The organism is Enterobacter sp. Taxon_2 (assembly GCF_058355295.1).
Map to the genome: position 1 here is coordinate 4,628,780 of NZ_CM178024.1, position 16,973 is coordinate 4,645,752.

Annotated in this window: 19 protein-coding genes; 5 read left to right on the forward strand and 14 right to left on the reverse strand. The window is 57.8% G+C overall.

Going from position 1 to position 16,973, the window contains the following annotated elements:
* Positions 1–11 precede the first annotated feature (11 nt).
* On the forward strand, positions 12–965 hold the full coding sequence (gene metR / locus AC4IC4_RS21985; protein WP_491471889.1) for an HTH-type transcriptional regulator MetR: 954 nt from the start codon (positions 12–14) through the stop codon (positions 963–965).
* On the opposite strand, the gene AC4IC4_RS21990 is transcribed toward metR, so the two are convergent.
* From AC4IC4_RS21990 to pldB, 3 genes are all read right to left on the reverse strand, one after another.
* A complete protein-coding gene (locus AC4IC4_RS21990; RefSeq protein ID WP_032646069.1) occupies positions 853–1,752 on the reverse strand; it encodes a carboxylate/amino acid/amine transporter in 900 nt (299 codons plus the stop codon). The two genes, metR and AC4IC4_RS21990, sit on opposite strands and share 113 nt — an antisense overlap.
* Positions 1,753–1,834: 82 nt before the next feature.
* Positions 1,835–2,635, reverse strand: coding sequence for a sugar/pyridoxal phosphate phosphatase YigL (gene yigL / locus AC4IC4_RS21995; RefSeq protein WP_491471890.1), 801 nt, complete (start codon positions 2,633–2,635; stop codon positions 1,835–1,837).
* 31 nt (positions 2,636–2,666) lie between these two features.
* Entirely contained in the window at positions 2,667–3,659 is a 993-nt protein-coding gene (gene pldB, locus AC4IC4_RS22000; protein WP_024907990.1) for a lysophospholipase L2, read from the reverse strand.
* Between the two features lie 109 nt (positions 3,660–3,768).
* Here pldB and rhtB point away from each other — a divergent pair, with 109 nt between their 5' ends.
* The gene (rhtB, locus tag AC4IC4_RS22005; RefSeq protein ID WP_008501533.1) at positions 3,769–4,389 is read left to right on the forward strand and encodes a homoserine/homoserine lactone efflux protein; all 621 of its coding nucleotides are present in this window, start codon (positions 3,769–3,771) and stop codon (positions 4,387–4,389) included.
* On the opposite strand, the gene rhtC is transcribed toward rhtB, so the two are convergent.
* From rhtC to pldA, 3 genes are all read right to left on the reverse strand, one after another.
* Positions 4,386–5,006 carry a threonine export protein RhtC gene (gene rhtC / locus AC4IC4_RS22010; protein WP_024907989.1) on the reverse strand — a complete coding sequence of 207 codons (621 nt, stop codon included), beginning with the start codon at positions 5,004–5,006 and terminating at the stop codon, positions 4,386–4,388. The genes rhtB and rhtC overlap by 4 nt on opposite strands.
* 61 nt (positions 5,007–5,067) lie before the next feature.
* A complete protein-coding gene (gene recQ / locus AC4IC4_RS22015) occupies positions 5,068–6,897 on the reverse strand; it encodes an ATP-dependent DNA helicase RecQ (protein ID WP_047345452.1) in 1,830 nt (609 codons plus the stop codon).
* Positions 6,898–6,987: 90 nt separating this feature from the next.
* The gene (pldA, locus tag AC4IC4_RS22020) at positions 6,988–7,857 is read right to left on the reverse strand and encodes a phospholipase A (RefSeq protein WP_491471891.1); all 870 of its coding nucleotides are present in this window, start codon (positions 7,855–7,857) and stop codon (positions 6,988–6,990) included.
* A 163-nt stretch (positions 7,858–8,020) separates the two neighbouring features.
* Between pldA and yigI the strand changes: the two genes are divergently transcribed.
* Both yigI and rarD read left to right on the forward strand, forming a co-directional pair.
* Positions 8,021–8,488: an acyl-CoA thioesterase YigI gene (gene yigI, locus AC4IC4_RS22025; RefSeq protein WP_008501538.1), complete on the forward strand. Its 468-nt coding sequence runs from the start codon at positions 8,021–8,023 to the stop codon at positions 8,486–8,488.
* Positions 8,489–8,539: 51 nt separating this feature from the next.
* The gene (rarD, locus tag AC4IC4_RS22030; protein WP_417928093.1) at positions 8,540–9,436 is read left to right on the forward strand and encodes an EamA family transporter RarD; all 897 of its coding nucleotides are present in this window, start codon (positions 8,540–8,542) and stop codon (positions 9,434–9,436) included.
* 83 nt (positions 9,437–9,519) lie between these two features.
* Here rarD and corA read toward each other — a convergent pair whose 3' ends face one another.
* The 8 genes from corA to lptM form a co-directional block, all read right to left on the reverse strand.
* Positions 9,520–10,470: a magnesium/cobalt transporter CorA gene (corA, locus tag AC4IC4_RS22035; protein ID WP_008501540.1), complete on the reverse strand. Its 951-nt coding sequence runs from the start codon at positions 10,468–10,470 to the stop codon at positions 9,520–9,522.
* 150 nt (positions 10,471–10,620) lie between these two features.
* A complete protein-coding gene (ysgD, locus tag AC4IC4_RS22040) occupies positions 10,621–10,677 on the reverse strand; it encodes a YsgD/CorL family protein (protein ID WP_212743980.1) in 57 nt (18 codons plus the stop codon).
* A 149-nt stretch (positions 10,678–10,826) separates the two neighbouring features.
* Positions 10,827–12,989, reverse strand: a complete 2,163-nt coding sequence (uvrD, locus tag AC4IC4_RS22045; RefSeq protein WP_491471892.1) for a DNA helicase II — start codon at positions 12,987–12,989, stop codon at positions 10,827–10,829.
* A 76-nt stretch (positions 12,990–13,065) separates the two neighbouring features.
* Positions 13,066–13,782: a 5-amino-6-(5-phospho-D-ribitylamino)uracil phosphatase YigB gene (gene yigB / locus AC4IC4_RS22050; protein ID WP_491471893.1), complete on the reverse strand. Its 717-nt coding sequence runs from the start codon at positions 13,780–13,782 to the stop codon at positions 13,066–13,068.
* The gene (gene xerC / locus AC4IC4_RS22055; RefSeq protein ID WP_024907983.1) at positions 13,782–14,684 is read right to left on the reverse strand and encodes a tyrosine recombinase XerC; all 903 of its coding nucleotides are present in this window, start codon (positions 14,682–14,684) and stop codon (positions 13,782–13,784) included. The genes yigB and xerC overlap by 1 nt, the downstream gene beginning before the upstream one ends.
* The gene (locus tag AC4IC4_RS22060) at positions 14,681–15,388 is read right to left on the reverse strand and encodes a DUF484 domain-containing protein (protein ID WP_491471894.1); all 708 of its coding nucleotides are present in this window, start codon (positions 15,386–15,388) and stop codon (positions 14,681–14,683) included. The genes xerC and AC4IC4_RS22060 overlap by 4 nt, the downstream gene beginning before the upstream one ends.
* Entirely contained in the window at positions 15,385–16,209 is an 825-nt protein-coding gene (gene dapF / locus AC4IC4_RS22065; RefSeq protein ID WP_024907981.1) for a diaminopimelate epimerase, read from the reverse strand. Before dapF ends, AC4IC4_RS22060 begins: the two co-directional genes overlap by 4 nt.
* Positions 16,210–16,244: 35 nt before the next feature.
* Entirely contained in the window at positions 16,245–16,448 is a 204-nt protein-coding gene (gene lptM / locus AC4IC4_RS22070; protein ID WP_032646076.1) for an LPS translocon maturation chaperone LptM, read from the reverse strand.
* A 135-nt stretch (positions 16,449–16,583) separates the two neighbouring features.
* On the opposite strand from lptM, the gene cyaY reads away from it, so the two are divergent.
* A complete protein-coding gene (gene cyaY / locus AC4IC4_RS22075; protein WP_024907979.1) occupies positions 16,584–16,904 on the forward strand; it encodes an iron donor protein CyaY in 321 nt (106 codons plus the stop codon).
* The last annotated feature ends 69 nt before the right edge of the window (positions 16,905–16,973 follow it).

Consider the following 16,973-nt stretch of genomic DNA (forward strand, 5'->3'; position numbering starts at 1 on the left):
GAAGGACTTTCATGATCGAGATAAAACACCTGAAAACGCTACAAGCGTTGCGGAACTGCGGCTCGCTCGCGGCTGCGGCTGCCACGCTGCACCAGACCCAGTCCGCCCTTTCTCACCAGTTCAGCGATCTGGAACAACGCCTCGGCTTCCGTCTTTTTGTGCGTAAGAGCCAGCCCCTGCGCTTTACGCCGCAAGGTGAGATACTGTTGCAGCTGGCGAATCAGGTCCTGCCGCAAATCGCCAGCGCGCTGCAGGCGTGTAACGAACCGCAGCAAACCACGCTGCGTATCGCCATTGAGTGCCACAGCTGTATTCAGTGGCTGACCCCCGCGCTTGAGAACTTCCGCCAGAAGTGGCCGCAGGTGGAGATGGATTTCAAATCCGGCGTGACGTTCGACCCGCAGCCGTCCCTGCAGCAGGGCGAGCTGGACCTGGTGATGACCTCTGACATCCTGCCGCGCAGCGGCCTGCACTATTCGCCGATGTTTGATTATGAAGTGCGCCTGGTGCTGGCACCGGATCATCCGCTGGCGGCGAAAACGCGCATCACGCCGGAAGACCTGGCGACGGAAACGCTGCTGATTTATCCGGTCCAGCGCAGTCGTCTGGATATCTGGCGCCACTTCCTGCAGCCCGCGGGCATCAGTCCGCAGCTGAAAAGCGTGGATAACACCCTGCTGTTGATTCAGATGGTGGCGGCCAGAATGGGTATCGCGGCGCTGCCGCACTGGGTGGTAGAGAGCTTTGAACGCCAGGGTCTGGTGGTGACCAAAACCCTGGGTGAAGGACTGTGGAGCCGACTGTACGCCGCCGTGCGCGATGGCGAGCAGCGTCAGCCGATTACGGAGGCGTTTATTCGCTCAGCGCGGAACCACGCGTGCGACCATCTTCCGTTTGTGCGGAGCGCGGAGCGACCCAGCGGCGATGGACCCACAGTGAAGCCAGGATCACCGCTCCCCCAATAAGGAAGCTCGGCCAGTGCGGCTGTTGCTGCCAGATGGCGAGGTTGACCAACAACCCAGCCGGGACATGCACGTTGTTCATGATCCCCAGCGTACCGGCGTCGACCTGCGTCGCGCCGTAGTTCCACATGAAGTACCCCAATCCGGAAGCCACGACGCCCAGCCAGATCAGCACGCCCCACTGCACGGCGGTGGTCGGCAGCTTGTGCGGGTTACCGAGCATAAACCACGCCGCCACTGCGACAATCGCGGCGCCCATATAAAACCAGGCGAACGCGTTATGCTGCGGCATCGGGCGGGTTTCCATCAGGCGCTTATAGCCCACCATGCCGATGGCGAAACTGATATTGGCGAGCTGGACGAACATCAGTCCGGTCCAGAAGTGATCGCTGACTTTGTCGTAGCGAATAATCGCCGCGCCAATCACCGCCAGCGCCGCGCTCAGCAGGTATCCCCAGCGCAGGCGGCGTTTACTCAGCAGATCGTATATCAGCGTGATGTAGAGCGGCGTCAGCACGGTAAAGAGCAGGAATTCCGAGACGGACAGGTAGACATAAGCCCGGAAGCTAAACAGGTACATGATGCCGAGTTGCATCGCCCCCACCAGCATATACAGCACAATCGTTTTCAGCGACTGTCCGCGCGTACGCAGAAACGGCAGGAACACCAGCGCCGCCAGCCCCACGCGCATCAGCACCGAGAAGTAGCTGTCGACCGAACCGGCAAGGTATTCGCCAATCAGACTAAAGGAGAAGGCCCACAGGATAGTGGTGATAATGAGTAGCGCCACAATGCTTGTCTCTCAGAAAGAAGGAGAGGCATTGTAGCGAACTCTTTAGTTGACATCTGAGCAATAAACAACCAAATGAAGATTATTCAAGGAACAGTTTGCGCAGGTATTTCGGTACCGCATTGTCTGCGTTGGTGCCGATCACTTCCAGCTCCGGGTGCAAATATTTCAGACGCTGGTGCGCATTCTCCATAATGCAGCCCTTGCCCGCCATCGACAGCATTTCGGCATCGTTCATGCCGTCACCAAAGGCGATACAGTCTTTCAGCTCGAAGCCCAGACGTTTCGCGACGGCTTCCAGCGCGTGGCCTTTGGAGACGCCACCCGCCATCACTTCCAGACAGGTCAGGGTTGAGAAGCTCACATTGACGCGATCGCCCCAGCGGGCGTTGATTGCCTGCTCCAGCGGGAGCAGTTCTTCGTGACTGTCGCAGGTGAAGAACACCTTACTGATCCCCTCCGGCTCCAGCAGACCCGGCTCGTACAGGGAGTAGTTAAATACCGCTTCTTTGAAGAAACGCATTTCATCCGGGCGGTGGCGGTTCATGAACCAGTCGTCGTCACGATAAACGTTGGTGACGATAGCCGGATTATTGTGCACCACGCCAAACAGATCGGCGGCAATATCGCGATCCAGGTTGTGGGTGAAGATCAGGTTGCCGTCGGTATCATGCACGCGCGCACCGTTGGAGGTGATCATGTACGATTTGATCTCAAGATTATCGCGGATCTGCCCCACGTCGACGTGGTGGCGGCCGGTGGCAAACACAAAGTTCACGCCCCGTGCCGTCAGCAGCTTTAGGGTCTCTTTCGCGTAAGGCGACAGGGTGTGGTCAGGGGAAAGCAGCGTGCCATCTAAATCAGATGCAACAACCTGGTACATAGGGATTTCAACCTCTGGTGGAAAACAATAATCAATTATGCCTGTTGAAAAATTCAACAATGGCGTTGAGCGCGACTGAGCGCATAGCGTCCTTTTCAAAAAGGATCTCATGGTACGCGCCGTTAATGACCAGCGGTTTTCCCCCTTCACAAGGGTGACCGGCGGCCGCGCGCAGTTCACAATAGCGGTCATGCATGCGGTTATCCACCACACGCTCTTCTTCCGCCTGAATCAGGAGTGTTGGTGTATCGTCATTGCCGACACCTGCCAGAACCTGCTCACCGGCAAGGATACCTTCCCGCACCCAGTGGTAGGTCGGTCCACCCACGCGCAGGCGCGGCTCATCGGCATAAAAACGCAGGTTACGACGATACCGCTGGCGACTGTGGGTCAGCACGTTCATCGCAAACGGCAGTGCCCGCCAGCGTCCCGTCCCGATGGCATAGCCTTCCCGAATGCGCTGATGGCCCTCAGCCCAGTCAAGAATATGACGTACCATCCAGTCAGGAAAACGCATGACGATGCCATACATCGGCGCGGTGAGCGCAATGGCATCGCACTGGTGAGCGTGGCGCTGTAAAAACAGCGTTGAAATCGCGCCGCCCATCGAGTGCGCCAGAATATAGCGCTTCCGCCAGGGGCCGGGCTCGACCTCCTGCTGCCAGAACGCGGCGAGATCGTCGACGTAATCGCTGAAGTTATCCACGTGGCCGCGATGCGTATCCGATAGCAGGCGGCCAGATAGCCCCTGCCCGCGGTGATCGATAATCAACACATCGAAGCCCAGATGGAACAGGTCATAGGCCAGTTCGGCGTATTTGATGTAGCTCTCGATACGCCCGGGGCAGACCACGATGACCCGGTCATTTTTCTTATCGTGAAAACGCACAAAGCGTACCGGTATATCACCGACGCCCGTAAACTCATCTTCCTCACGCTGGCGCCAGAAATCGGTCAGCGGCCCCATGGAGAAAGCAGCAAATGCGTTTTCTCGTGTTTCCCAGTCCTTTTTCTGCTGAAACATCGGGTTTCTACTCACCTAAGCCAAGGAATATCGTTTTTTCGTAACCGGTCACAAAATGACTCAACAATAGCGTATTGTGGCATAAAAACAGACGATTCGGGAGTTTCAAATGACCTTCGAGTGGTGGTTCGCTTACCTGCTGACATCTATCATCCTTAGCCTTTCACCGGGCTCGGGCGCCATTAACACCATGACCACCTCCATCAACCACGGCTATCGCGGTGCGGCAGCGTCAATTGCCGGTTTGCAAACCGGGCTGGGCATTCATATCGTGCTGGTTGGGATTGGTCTGGGCACTCTGTTCTCCCGCTCCGTGCTGGCCTTTGAGGTGCTGAAATGGGCCGGGGCGGCGTATCTGATTTGGCTCGGCATTCAGCAGTGGCGCGCAGCAGGCTCCATTAACCTGAATACGCTCGCGCAGACGCAAAACCGCGGCCATCTGTTTAAGCGCGCGGTGTTCGTCAACCTGACCAACCCGAAGAGTATCGTGTTCCTCGCCGCCCTGTTCCCGCAGTTTATCGTGCCGCACCAGCCCCAGGTGATGCAGTACGTGGTGCTGGGCGCGACCACCATTATCGTCGATATCATCGTGATGATTGGTTACGCGACGCTGGCGCAGCGGATTGCGGCTTGGATTAAAGGGCCTAAGCAGATGAAGGCCCTGAATAAAGTCTTTGGCTCGCTGTTTATGCTGGTTGGCGCGCTGCTTGCGTCAGCGCGCCATGCTTAGCGAGAAATGATGAGATGAATGCCGAAGCCGGCGAACAGCGCGCCGGCGAAGCCATCAATCCACTTAGCGATACGCTGGTAGCCGCGGCGCATCGCCGGTAAGGCGAACAGGCTGGCCACGATGGTAAACCAGGCGAAGGTTTCAACAACGATCAGCAGGAAGATGCCCCAGCGTGCGCCCGCACCGACGCTATCACCGACAAACAGCGAGAACACCGAGCCGAAATAGATAATCGCTTTTGGGTTTGCCAGATTGGTCAGCAGCCCTTTTACAAAGCTGCGGCCGCCCGTTGCCAGCTCCACCTTTGGCTCTTCCGGTTTTTTCTGCTCTTTCTTCAGCGCCCCGCGCAGCATCTGGTAGCCCATCCAGCACAGGTACAGCCCGCCGCCAACCATAATGATGTTATGCAGCCAGGCCATCTTCGCCAGGATCAGGTTCAGACCGAGCAGCGCAACGGCCGCCCAGACCATAACGCCCATGGTGATACCGAGCACGCCCATCATCGCCTCTTTGCGGGAGCGGCTGACGGCCGTTTGTGACACGAAGAAAAAGTCCGGTCCCGGGCTCATCAGCGCAACAATGTGCACTAACGCCACGGTGAGAAATAGCATCAACATAATTAACTCGCGGGGAAATAATTCAGTGAGTCATCATCCTGGCACTTTTTCGCCCGGCTGACTACTCCTCATCATCACCATCGGCGTGAGAGCGGATGAGCGCCATAAACTCTTTACCAAAGCGCTCCAGTTTGCGCGTCCCCACGCCGTTGACGCTGAGCATCTCGCTGGCGCTGAGCGGCATCTGCTCGGCCATCTCAATGAGCGTCGCGTCGTTGAACACCACGTAAGGCGGGATGTTCTCTTCGTCGGCGATGGCCTTACGCAGCTTACGCAGTTTGGCAAACAGCTTGCGGTCGTAATTGCCGCCGTAGGATTTCTGCATCACGCGTGGCTTCAGTGCGATGACGCGCGGCACGGCGAGCTTGAGCTCAACGTCACCGCGCAGCACCGGACGCGCGGCCTCCGTGAGCTGAAGCGCGGAGTGCTGGGCAATGTTCTGCGTGGCAAAGCCGAGGTGAATGAGCTGGCGAATGATGCTCACCCAGTGCTCGTGGCTCTGGTCCTTGCCAATACCGTAGACAGGCAGCTTGTCGTGGCCCATATCGCGGATACGCTGGTTGTTGGCACCGCGCAGCACTTCCACCACGTAGCCCATCCCGAAGCGTTGATTCACACGGTAAATGGTCGAGAGCGCCTTACGCGCGTCCATCAGACCATCGTACTGTTTCGGCGGATCCAGGCAGATATCGCAGTTGCCGCAAGGCTCCTGGCGCCCTTCACCAAAATAGTTGAGCAGCACCAGACGGCGGCAGGTTTGCGCTTCAGCAAACGCGCCCATCGCGTTGAGCTTGTGGCGCTCAATATCCTGCAGCTGTCCCTGCGGTTTCTCTTCCAGACAGCGGCGCAGCCACGCCATATCGGCCGGATCGTAAAACAGCATCGCTTCCGCAGGCAGCCCGTCACGCCCGGCGCGACCGGTTTCCTGATAGTAGGATTCGATGTTGCGCGGGATGTCGAAGTGCACTACAAAGCGCACGTTCGGCTTGTTAATCCCCATCCCGAACGCCACCGTCGCAACCACGATTTGCAGGTCGTCGCGCTGGAATTTCTCCTGCACGTCGGCGCGGATGTGGTTCTCTAACCCGGCGTGATACGCGGCGGCACTAAAGCCGCGGTTTTGCAGACGCGCGGCGGTGTCTTCCACCTTCGCACGGCTGTTGCAGTAAATGATGCCGGACTTGCCGCGCTGCTCCTGGACGTAGCGCAGGAGCTGATCCAGTGGCTTGAACTTTTCCATCAGCATATAGCGGATGTTAGGGCGGTCGAAGCTGCTGACCTGAATATAGGGGTCGTTCAGCCCCAGCAGGCGAACGATATCCAGCCGCGTGGTGTCATCCGCCGTGGCGGTGAGCGCCATAAACGGCAGCTCGGGGAAGCGCTGACGCAGCTGGCCGAGGGCAGCGTATTCCGGGCGGAAATCGTGTCCCCACTGGGAGATACAGTGCGCTTCATCTACCGCCAGCAGCACCGGGTTCCAGTGCGCCAGATGATCGAGGAAGTTATCCAGCATCAGGCGTTCCGGGGCGATATACAGCAGGCGGATCTGCCCGGTGCGGCACCCGGCCATCACCTCTTGCTGCTGCTCCCGGGTTTGGGTCGAGTTAAGGCAGGCCGCCGCGACGCCGTTGGCGAGCAGCTGGTCAACCTGGTCTTTCATCAGAGAAATGAGTGGGGATACCACGACCGTCAGGCCGTTAAGCACCAGCGCGGGCACCTGATAACAGAGGGACTTACCGCCGCCGGTCGGCATCACCACCAGGCAGTCACGGCCTTCCAGCACCGTTTCAATGATGGTTTCCTGGCCGGGGCGGAACTGCTGGTAGCCAAAGGTTTCATGCAAAACCTGTTTAGCCAGCGACTCCTGATTCAATACTTCCGCCTGCGCCACGTTAACCCCATATGCCTGAAATGAAACAGGCGCTATTTTCAGCGCCTGAGAGAGAAACTTCAACGTTTAACGCAAAAACATTCGAGCAGCCTAGAGAATATCGTTCAGCATCACACCCACGCCGATGCGGGTCTGGTTGAAGTTGTAATCGATAAGCGACTCGCCGTAACCGCTGTACACCTGAGTATAGATGCGGACATGCTTCGTCATTGGATAGCTTAAGCCCACTTCCGCACCACCGTAGCCGGTGTTCCAGTTGTACTGACCTTTGGCGCTGAGCACGGCATCACCTAACTGGTAGCCGACCTTGAGCTGGTAATAGCCCATATATTTGGTGATATCCGGGTTGTCATCGGTTTCGCCCACCACATACCACGGCTTCACTTCCACCATCCAGTTACCGTTCTGCGCCATCAGACGCGTATAAGCACGGTTCCAGCTGCGCGAGGTAGGGTCAGAGCGACCGTTTGAATCGTGGTTAAAGCCCACTTCGACATCACGCAGCGTCCAACCCGCAAACTCATAATCCGTTGCAAAACCGAGGAACAGCTGCGGCTCATAGTTGGTTTCACGGAACGGTGAGGACTCTCCGCTGTTAGAGAACTGCCACCAGGATTTCTGCGTGTAAGACGCCCCGAGCACCGAGTTCGGCCCCAGAATACCGCGCCAGAACGGGAATGCCAGGCTGAGCTGGAACTTCACCTCATCTTTACGCGCATTATCAGACCAGTTATAGGAGCTTATCGCCTCTTTGTTGAGATCGCTGGTCTGGGTGTAAATCACGTAGTTGGTGTCATACGGATAGAGCGTGAACGGATTGTCATGTTCCTGAAGAAGGTTCGCGATAATGCTACCGTGAACGGCAGGTTTATCATGCACCTCTTTGATCGTCGCTTCCTGCGCATATGCTGTGAAGGGCAGCGCAACCGCCGCCAGTAACCAGGCCAGATACGTCCGCATCGGTGGTGTTCTCCTGCAAAAGAGTAAAATTACCTGAATAGTTATGTGGCGGACATTCTACAGACTTCTGCGACAACTGCTGCATCCTCGTTTCTGAAAGTGGCATTCCTTGTTGCCGCGGCATAAAATCAACATTTCGTTAACAATAAGGATGTGATGCCTCATGTCAGCCATGCTTACCGCCGAAGAAGTGTTAAAACTCGTGGGCGAGATTTTTGTTTACCATATGCCGTTTAACCGCGCGCTGGGACTGGAGCTGGAGCGTTACGAGAAAGACTTTGCCCAACTGAGCTTCAACAACCAGCCGATGATGGTGGGTAACTGGGCGCAAAGTATTTTGCACGGCGGTGTGATTGCCTCCGCACTGGACGTGGCGGCAGGTCTGGTCTGCGTGGGAAGTACGCTGACCCGCCATGACACCATCAACGAAGACGAACTTCGCCAGCGTCTGGCACGCATGGGTACTATCGACTTACGCGTCGACTATCTTCGCCCGGGGCGCGGAAATCGCTTTACCTGTACCAGCAGCCTGCTGCGCGCGGGGAATAAAGTCGCCGTGGCGCGCGTTGAGTTACACAACGAAGAACAGGTGTATATCGCCAGCGCAACCGCCACTTATATGGTGGGTTGAGGCGGCAAAATCGGGTAAAATTAATTCACTTTTTTGTAACGGATTTTCCCGATGGATGCTAAACAGACGCGGCAGGGCGTTTTACTCGCCCTTGCCGCTTATTTTATTTGGGGTATCGCCCCGGCGTATTTCAAGCTTATCGCCTACGTTCCGGCTGACGAGATCCTGACTCATCGCGTTATCTGGTCATTCTTCTTTATGATCGCGCTGATGAGCCTCAGCCGTCAGTGGTCGGGCGTCAAAACGCTGTTTAAAACCCCTAAAAAGGTCTTCCTGCTGGCGCTCTCAGCGGTGCTGATTGGCGGTAACTGGCTGCTGTTTATCTGGGCAGTGAATAACCATCACATGCTCGAAGCGAGCCTGGGGTACTTCATTAACCCGCTGGTAAACATCGTGCTGGGGATGATTTTCCTCGGCGAACGCTTCCGCCGGATGCAGTGGTTAGCGGTCCTTCTGGCCTTCTGCGGCGTACTGGTGCAGCTGTGGACCTTCGGCTCGCTGCCGATTATTGCCCTCGGCCTGGCGTTCAGCTTTGCCTTCTACGGCCTGGTGCGTAAGAAGATTGCGGTGGAAGCGCAGACGGGGATGCTGTTTGAAACCCTGTGGCTGCTGCCGGTGGCGGCGATTTATCTCTTCGGCATCGCCGACAGCGCCACCAGCCATATGGGCAGCAACCCGTGGTCGCTGAACCTGATGCTGATGGCGGCGGGCGTGGTGACCACCATTCCTCTGCTGTGCTTCACCGGTGCCGCGACGCGTCTGCGTCTCTCCACGCTGGGCTTCTTCCAGTACATTGGCCCGACGCTGATGTTCCTGCTGGCAGTGGTGTTTTACGGAGAGGTACCGGGGGCGGATAAGATGGTGACGTTCGCCTTTATCTGGGTGGCGCTGGCGATCTTTGTTGCGGATGCGATTTATACCCAACGCAGGGTGCGCAAAGGGCTGTGATGTTGCCCTCACCCTAACCCTCTCCCACAGGGAGAGGGAATTCGATCGTAGGGCGGGTAAGCGCAGCGCCACCCGCCAGATTTTTACAGCCAGTTCCGGCGTTTGAAATAGAGATACGGCGCCAGCCCCGCGAGGATCATAAAGATAATCGCCCCTGGGTAACCAAAGCTCCACTTCAGCTCCGGCATAAACTCGAAGTTCATCCCGTAGCTGGATGCCACCAGCGTCGGCGGCAGGAACACCACGGAAACCACCGAGAAGATCTTGATGATGCGGTTCTGCTCGATGTTGATAAAGCCCATCGCCGCCTGCATCAGGAAGTTGACCTTCTGGAACAGGGATTCGTTGTGCGGCAGCAGGGATTCGATATCTCGTAAGATCTCACGCGCCTGCTCCAGCTGACCGCCCGGCAGACGCGCCTTGCGCACCAGGAAGTTCAGCGCGCGCTGGGTATCCATCAGACACAAACGCACCTTCCAGCCGATATCTTCCAGCTCCGCCAGCGTGGAGAGCGCTTCGTCGTACTCATCGCCCTGATGGCCTTCCATGATCACGCGGCTCAGCTTTTCCAGATCGCTGTAGATGTTTTCAATTTCGTCCGCCAGCTGTTCAATTTTGGTCTCGAACAGATCGAGCAGCAGCTCGTACGCGTTGCCGTCCACCATCGCCTGGCTGCGGGCGCGCATGCGGTAGAGACGGAATGCCGGCAGCTCACGTTCGCGCAGGGTAAACAAACGGCCGTCGCGTATGGTAAACGCCACGGTGGAGTTACCCGCGTGGTCTTCCGCATCTTCAAAGAAGAAGAAGGAGTGAATGTGCAGACCGTCTTCGTCTTCAAAAAAACGGGCGGATGCTTCGATGTCTTCCAGTTCCGGGCGGGTTGCCAGGCTTTGCCCCAGCTCAGATTGTACGCGAAGGCGCTCATCGTCGTCCGGCTCGACCAGATCCACCCATACGGCATCAATGAGGGGCTGTGACTCTTCGGCTTCAAGCCGAGTCAGTCGGTTATTTTCGAGTTGAAATGCGCTCAACATGACCGGGACTCCCAATGCAAAAAATATCGGACAGTTCGGTGGGCACACAGAAACAAATTGGGTTTCAGACCATTAAACAGCCTGACTCAGCGCGACGGGAATAGAGCAGTCGCTGACAACCACTAAGGCCATCAGCAAGAGGAGATAGCCTTAGGAGTTGTTCCTGGATGACAGGGAATTGAGCCAGTATCTACTGGGTGTGTCCAAGGCGAATGTCCTCTTAGCGTAATCGTGCGCGCATGTTACGCCAGCTATAACTGTGGCGTCAACACGCAACGGAACGCTGAAGGGCATTAATTGACCTTCACTGTATAAGGCTAGCAGATTATTGCAAAATAATGATATTTTTCTGAATGTTAGACTGTTTCCAGCTTCGCATAGGCCGCCACCAGCCATTTGATCCCCTGCCCCTGGAACGCCACCTGCAGGCGGCTATGCTCGCCGCTGCCTTCCAGATTCACAATGGTACCTTCGCCAAACTTCGAATGGCGCACGCGCTGGCCCAGCTTGAAGCCGGTGTCGGTTTCCGCAATCGGCGAGCCCATGCGCTGATGGCTGACCGGACGGCTGATGCTCGCCCGCAGACGCACCTCCTCCACGCACTCCTCCGGCAGTTCGCCGATAAAGCGCGACGGACGGTGGTAGACCTCTTTACCGTACAGACGGCGGGTTTCGGCGTAGGTTAGCGTCAGCTTTTGCATCGCGCGCGTCACGCCCACGTAGGCCAGACGACGCTCCTCTTCCAGACGGCCGCCTTCATCCAGCGACATCTGGCTCGGGAACATCCCCTCTTCCATGCCAACGATGAACACCTGCGGGAACTCCAGACCTTTGGCGGAGTGCAGGGTCATCAGCTGAACCGCATCCTGCCAGGTGTCCGCCTGCCCTTCGCCCGCTTCCAGCGCGGCGTGGGAGAGGAACGCCTGCAGTGGCATCAGGTCTTCGTCTTCTTCGTTGTAGCTGAACTGGCGCGTCGCCGTGACCAGTTCCTCTAAGTTCTCAATACGAGTCTGGCCCTTCTCGCCTTTTTCCTGCTCGTACATGGTGCGCAGGCCGGAGTCTTTAATCACCCGGTCGGTCTGCACGTGCAGCGGCATGTCGGCGGTTTCCTGCGCCAGGGCGTCAATCAGCTCAAGGAAGCGCTGTAATGCGCTGGCGGCACGTCCGGCGAGGGCCTTTTCCTGCAGCAGCTCGCGGCACGCCTGCCACAGCGTCAGCTGGCGATCGCGCGAGGCCTGACGCACCACGTCCAGCGTGCGGTCGCCAATCCCGCGGGTCGGCGTGTTGACCACGCGCTCAAACGCCGCGTCGTCGTTACGGTTGGCAATCAGACGCAGATACGAGAGCGCATCTTTAATTTCCTGACGTTCGAAGAAGCGCATACCGCCGTAAATGCGGTACGGCATCCCCACCTGCAGCAGCGCCTCTTCCAGCACGCGCGACTGGGCGTTGCTGCGATAGAGAATGGCACACTGCTCCAGCGCGCCGCCGTTGTCCTGCCAGGTTTTGATGCGGTTGACCACGAAGCGCGCTTCGTCGAGTTCGTTAAACGCGCAGTAAATCGAAATCGGTTCACCGTCGACGCCGTCGGTCCACAGCTTTTTACCCAGACGCCCGTTGTTGTTCTCAATCAGGGCGTTGGCCGCGCTCAGAATGTTGCTGGTTGAGCGGTAGTTCTGCTCCAGACGGATAGTTTCCGCGCCGGGGAAATCGTTGAGGAAGCGCTGGATGTTCTCCACCTGCGCCCCGCGCCAGCCGTAGATCGACTGGTCATCATCGCCCACGATCATTACCTTGCCGGTATCACCGGCCAGCAGGCGGATCCACGCGTACTGGATGTTGTTGGTATCCTGGAATTCGTCCACCAGGATATTGGTGAAGCGTTCACGGTAGTGCTGCAGGATGTGCGGCTTGTTGAGCCACAGCTCGTGGGCGCGCAGCAGCAGCTCGGCAAAATCCACCAGGCCGGCGCGATCGCACGCTTCCTGATAGGCCTTGTAGACGTTCTGCCAGGTCTGCTCGACCGGGTTGCCGAAGCTCTGAATGTGGTGCGGGCGCAGCCCCTCGTCTTTCTGACCGTTGATGTACCACATCGCCTGACGCGGCGGCCACTGCTTCTCGTCGAGGTTCATCGCCTTGATCAGGCGCTTCAGCAGACGGAGCTGGTCTTCGCTGTCGAGGATCTGGAAATCCTGCGGCAGGTTGGCGTCCATGTGGTGCGCACGCAGCAGGCGGTGCGCCAGACCGTGGAAGGTGCCAACCCACATGCCACCCTGGCTGGTGCCCATCAGCTGGGCGATACGGTGGCGCATCTCCGCCGCCGCCTTGTTGGTGAACGTGACCGCCATGATGGAGTACGGTGAGCAGTTTTCCACGCTCTGCAGCCAGGCGATACGGTGAACCAGCACGCGCGTCTTACCACTGCCCGCTCCAGCCAGCACCAGCAGGTTGGTGCGCGAGGCGGCAACCGCGTCACGCTGTTTGTCATTAAGGCTGTCGAGCAGGTAAGAAACGTCCATTGGCACCGTCACGTCATGTCGGGCAGGCGAATAGCATTCGCCAAAACCCTGTTAATTTATACAGAACAATTGATGATTATATCAGCGTCGTGAGGGATGCCAACCGCGAAATTTCCACGTGCGGCAGAAGACGGCTATCGGAGGCATTCATCAGGTCAGCGTTTTCCGGCTTGATCCAGCAGGCCTGCATGCCGCAGCGAATAGCCCCGGCCACGTCCGTGGTCAGGTCATCCCCCACGTGCAGGATCTCACCCAGCGGCAGGTTAAGCTTATCTGCCGCCAGATGGTACATGTCACTGAACGGCTTCGCGCGCCCGTGAGGACCCGCACGCAGCACGAATTCAAAGTAATCACTCAGGCCAAACAGCTCGGGCTGGGCATTGCCGTTGGTGATGGCCACCAGCGGCCACTTTTCGGCAAGCTTCGCCAGCGTGTCGTGGGTTTCCTGCGGCACGTCGATACGGCTGCGCCATTTGGCGAAGTTTTCCATGGCCGCTTCGGCACCGATGGCCGCGTCCTGCACGCTCAGACCCACGTTGAGCATCGCCTGCTCTACCGCACGACGACGCCATTCGGTCACGTCGTGGTAAATATCCGGCTCGGTCTCCCGCAGGGACTGGCGCAGCTTCTGGAAATCCTTGCTCTGTATCGCCTTCAGCGCGGGATGGTAGTTCTGCACGAATGCCAGGGATTCCTGCTCGGTACGCAGGATCACCTCGCGGTTGTCATAAAGGGTGTCATCAAGGTCAAACGTCAGAGCTGAGATCTGACCGAGTGGGCGGTAAAAACGCATTATTTCCCCCGTTTGGCGCGTGGATGCGCCGCGTCATACACCGAGGCAAGGTGTTGGAAGTCTAAGTGGGTATAGATTTGAGTGGTAGACAGATTTGCGTGCCCGAGGAGCTCCTGCACGCCGCGAAGATCGCCGCTCGACTCAAGCATATGTGTTGCAAAGGAGTGGCGCAGCTTGTGCGGATGCACGTGGCTGTTCAGCCCCTGCTTAATGCCCCACTCCGCAAAGCGCTTCTGCACGTTACGCGCCGAGATCCGCTTGCCGAGTTTCGACAGGAACAGCGCATCTTCGTCAGAGCCAAACAGCCCGCGCAGGTCAAGCCAGTGCTCAATCCAGGAGACCGCATTGCGGCCAATCGGCAGGCGGCGCTCTTTGCTGCCCTTACCCATTACCCACACTTCGCCAGATTCCAGATCGAGATGCTTGAGGTCAAGGTTGACGAGTTCAGACAGACGCAGCCCGGCACCGTACATCACCTCCAGCATTGCGCGGTCGCGTACGGCAAGCGGATCGTTGAGGTCGATATCCAGCAGGCGGTTTACGTCGTCAACGTCAATATTTTTAGGCAGATGGCGCGGCGCCTTCGGCGTGGCGATCCCTTTTGCCGGGTTGGCTTTTAAGCCACCCTGACTGACCAGCCAGTCGAAGAAACTGCGCAGCGCTGAGAGCCTGAGCGCCAGGCTCGCCGGGCTGAGATTTTTTTTACGGCTACGCACGACGAACCCGCGTACCGTCGCAGCGTCACATTGTTGCCAGCTTTTCAGGCCGATCTCGTCGGCGATCTGCATGATGGCATCAAGCTGACGCTGATAGTTAAGCAGCGTAATGGGGCTGAGCTGGCGTTCCACGCCCAGATAGCGCAGAAAGCGCGAAACGTCAGTGGCGAGCAGTCCGTCCGTCATACGCGCTCAATCCAGCGCTCCAGCAGCTCGGGCAGCATCAGGGCGATCTCCTGCAGCAGGTGGGTGGCTTGCCCTTGCTCATAGTGATGCGCGTCGCGGCTGGTAAATAAGATAACGCCCAGATCGCCATCGCGCCCCATCAGCGACATCGCCACCGAGCCAATCGCTTTGGCCTCCGGCAACACCACCAGCAGCTCAGGTCCATTAAGCGGCCCCAGATAGTGGTGCTCATGGCCCAGACGCTGAATGCGCAGCGGTTCAAACGCCTGACGGCTCAGTGCCAGATGGGTAAACCCCGACGGCGCGCCAATGCGCCAGCGGTCAGGGAACAGGCGAATCGTTGCGCCTGCTAGCCCCAGCTCCCGAGCCCAGCGGTGGAAGCGGCTGAGGAACTCGTCAAGGCTGTGGGCCGACGCCAGACGCGCCTGCAGATGCAGCAGACGATAGAACAGGCTTTCGTTGGTGCTGGCCTGCTCCATCAGCAGCGTCATGTTCTCTTCAAGCTGGTTGATATGGTTGCGCGCGCGCGCCATATGCCATTCCACCAGCGACACGGTCCCGCGAACCGGATGCGGCACGCGCATCTCTTCGACAACGCGTGCATTGCGAACAAAAAACTCAGGATTGCGCAGCAGATAATCAATAACAGCTCTGTCGTCCAGTTCCGTCACTGTTTCCTGCAGTTCTTCCCCTGGTTGTTTCATAGATGGATAAACCCGTCATAGACATGTGCCGCCGGGCCAGTCATATACAGTGGATGACCCGGTCCTTTCCAGGCGATATCAAGCCGACCGCCCGGTAATTCCACGCGAACCTCTTCTGCCAGTAACCCCTGGGAGATGCCCACGGCCACCGCCGCACAGGCACCGCTTCCGCAGGCCTGAGTCTCACCCGCGCCGCGCTCGTAAACCCGCAGGCGAATGTGCTCGCGCTTCACCACCTGCATAAAACCGATGTTCGCGCGCTCCGGGAAACGTTCGTGGCTTTCCAGCACCGGGCCGAGCGTTTCGACCGCCGCGGTTTGCACATCATCAACCTGAATCACGCAGTGTGGGTTACCCATTGAGACGACGCCGCACAATACTGTCTGCTCGGCCGCACGCATAATATAGGTCTTTTCCGCTTTGTTTGCGCGAAACGGCACGACGGAGGGCTCAAAGTTAGGCTCGCCCATGTTCACGCGCACCAGTTCATCATCGGTGACGCTGAGCACCATGCGACCATTGGCCGTGCTGACGCGAATATCACGCTTGTTGGTCAGCCCTTTCAGACGGACAAAGCGGGCAAAACAGCGCGCGCCGTTGCCGCACTGGTTAACTTCGCTGCCGTCCGCGTTAAAAATACGGTAGTGGAAATCGAGGTCGGGGTCGTACGGCGGCTCAACCACCAGCAGCTGATCGAACCCCACGCCCAGATGCCGATCCGCCAGGCGACGGATCAGTTCCGGGGAGAAAAACACATTCTGCGTTACCGCGTCGACGACCATAAAATCGTTGCCAAGGCCATGCATTTTAGAGAACTGCATCATTTGCTCCATTGCGCGGGTACAGAACGTTGTCGTCAGAGATTAACCTGAGTCGGACCGCCGTTGTCGCCACGGTCGTTAGTGTTTGGCGTGGAAGACTCAATGCCGCTGTTAACCGGTTTCGTCGGCGGCGGTGCGGTTTTATCCGCAGGTGGGAAGTACAGTGGTCCCTTCAGTCCGCAGCCAGTCAGGCTAAACAGCGTGATGAGAACGGCAAGCGTTCGGAAAGCGTTTTTCATTATAAAATTGCCCGTAAGTTCAAATCTGTTTCTATCATCGCAGGAGAAGACACAAAAGCAAGAGTTTGCCGCTTTCCTGCAACGGGAATTATTTAGGGTTATACTGCCGGCATCACGAAAAACAGGAACAAAACCATGAACGACAGTGAATTCCATCGCCTTGCCGACAACCTGTGGATGACCATCGAAGAGCGTATTGACGACTGGGACGGCGACAGCGATATCGATTGTGAAATCAACGGCGGTATTCTGACCCTGAGCTTCGAAAATGGCAGCAAAATTATTATTAACCGCCAGGAGCCGCTTCACCAGGTCTGGCTGGCCGCGAAACAGGGCGGCTATCATTTCGATCTGAAAGACGGGGAATGGGTTTGCGACCGCAGCGGCGTAACGTTCTGGGATCTGCTGGAACAGGCGTCGACCGCGCAGGCGGGTGAGGCAGTGAGTTTCAGGTAGTTTTGTCGCCCGGTGGCGGCTACGCCTTACCGGGCCTACAACGGCTCGAACCGTAGGCCGGGTAAGCGT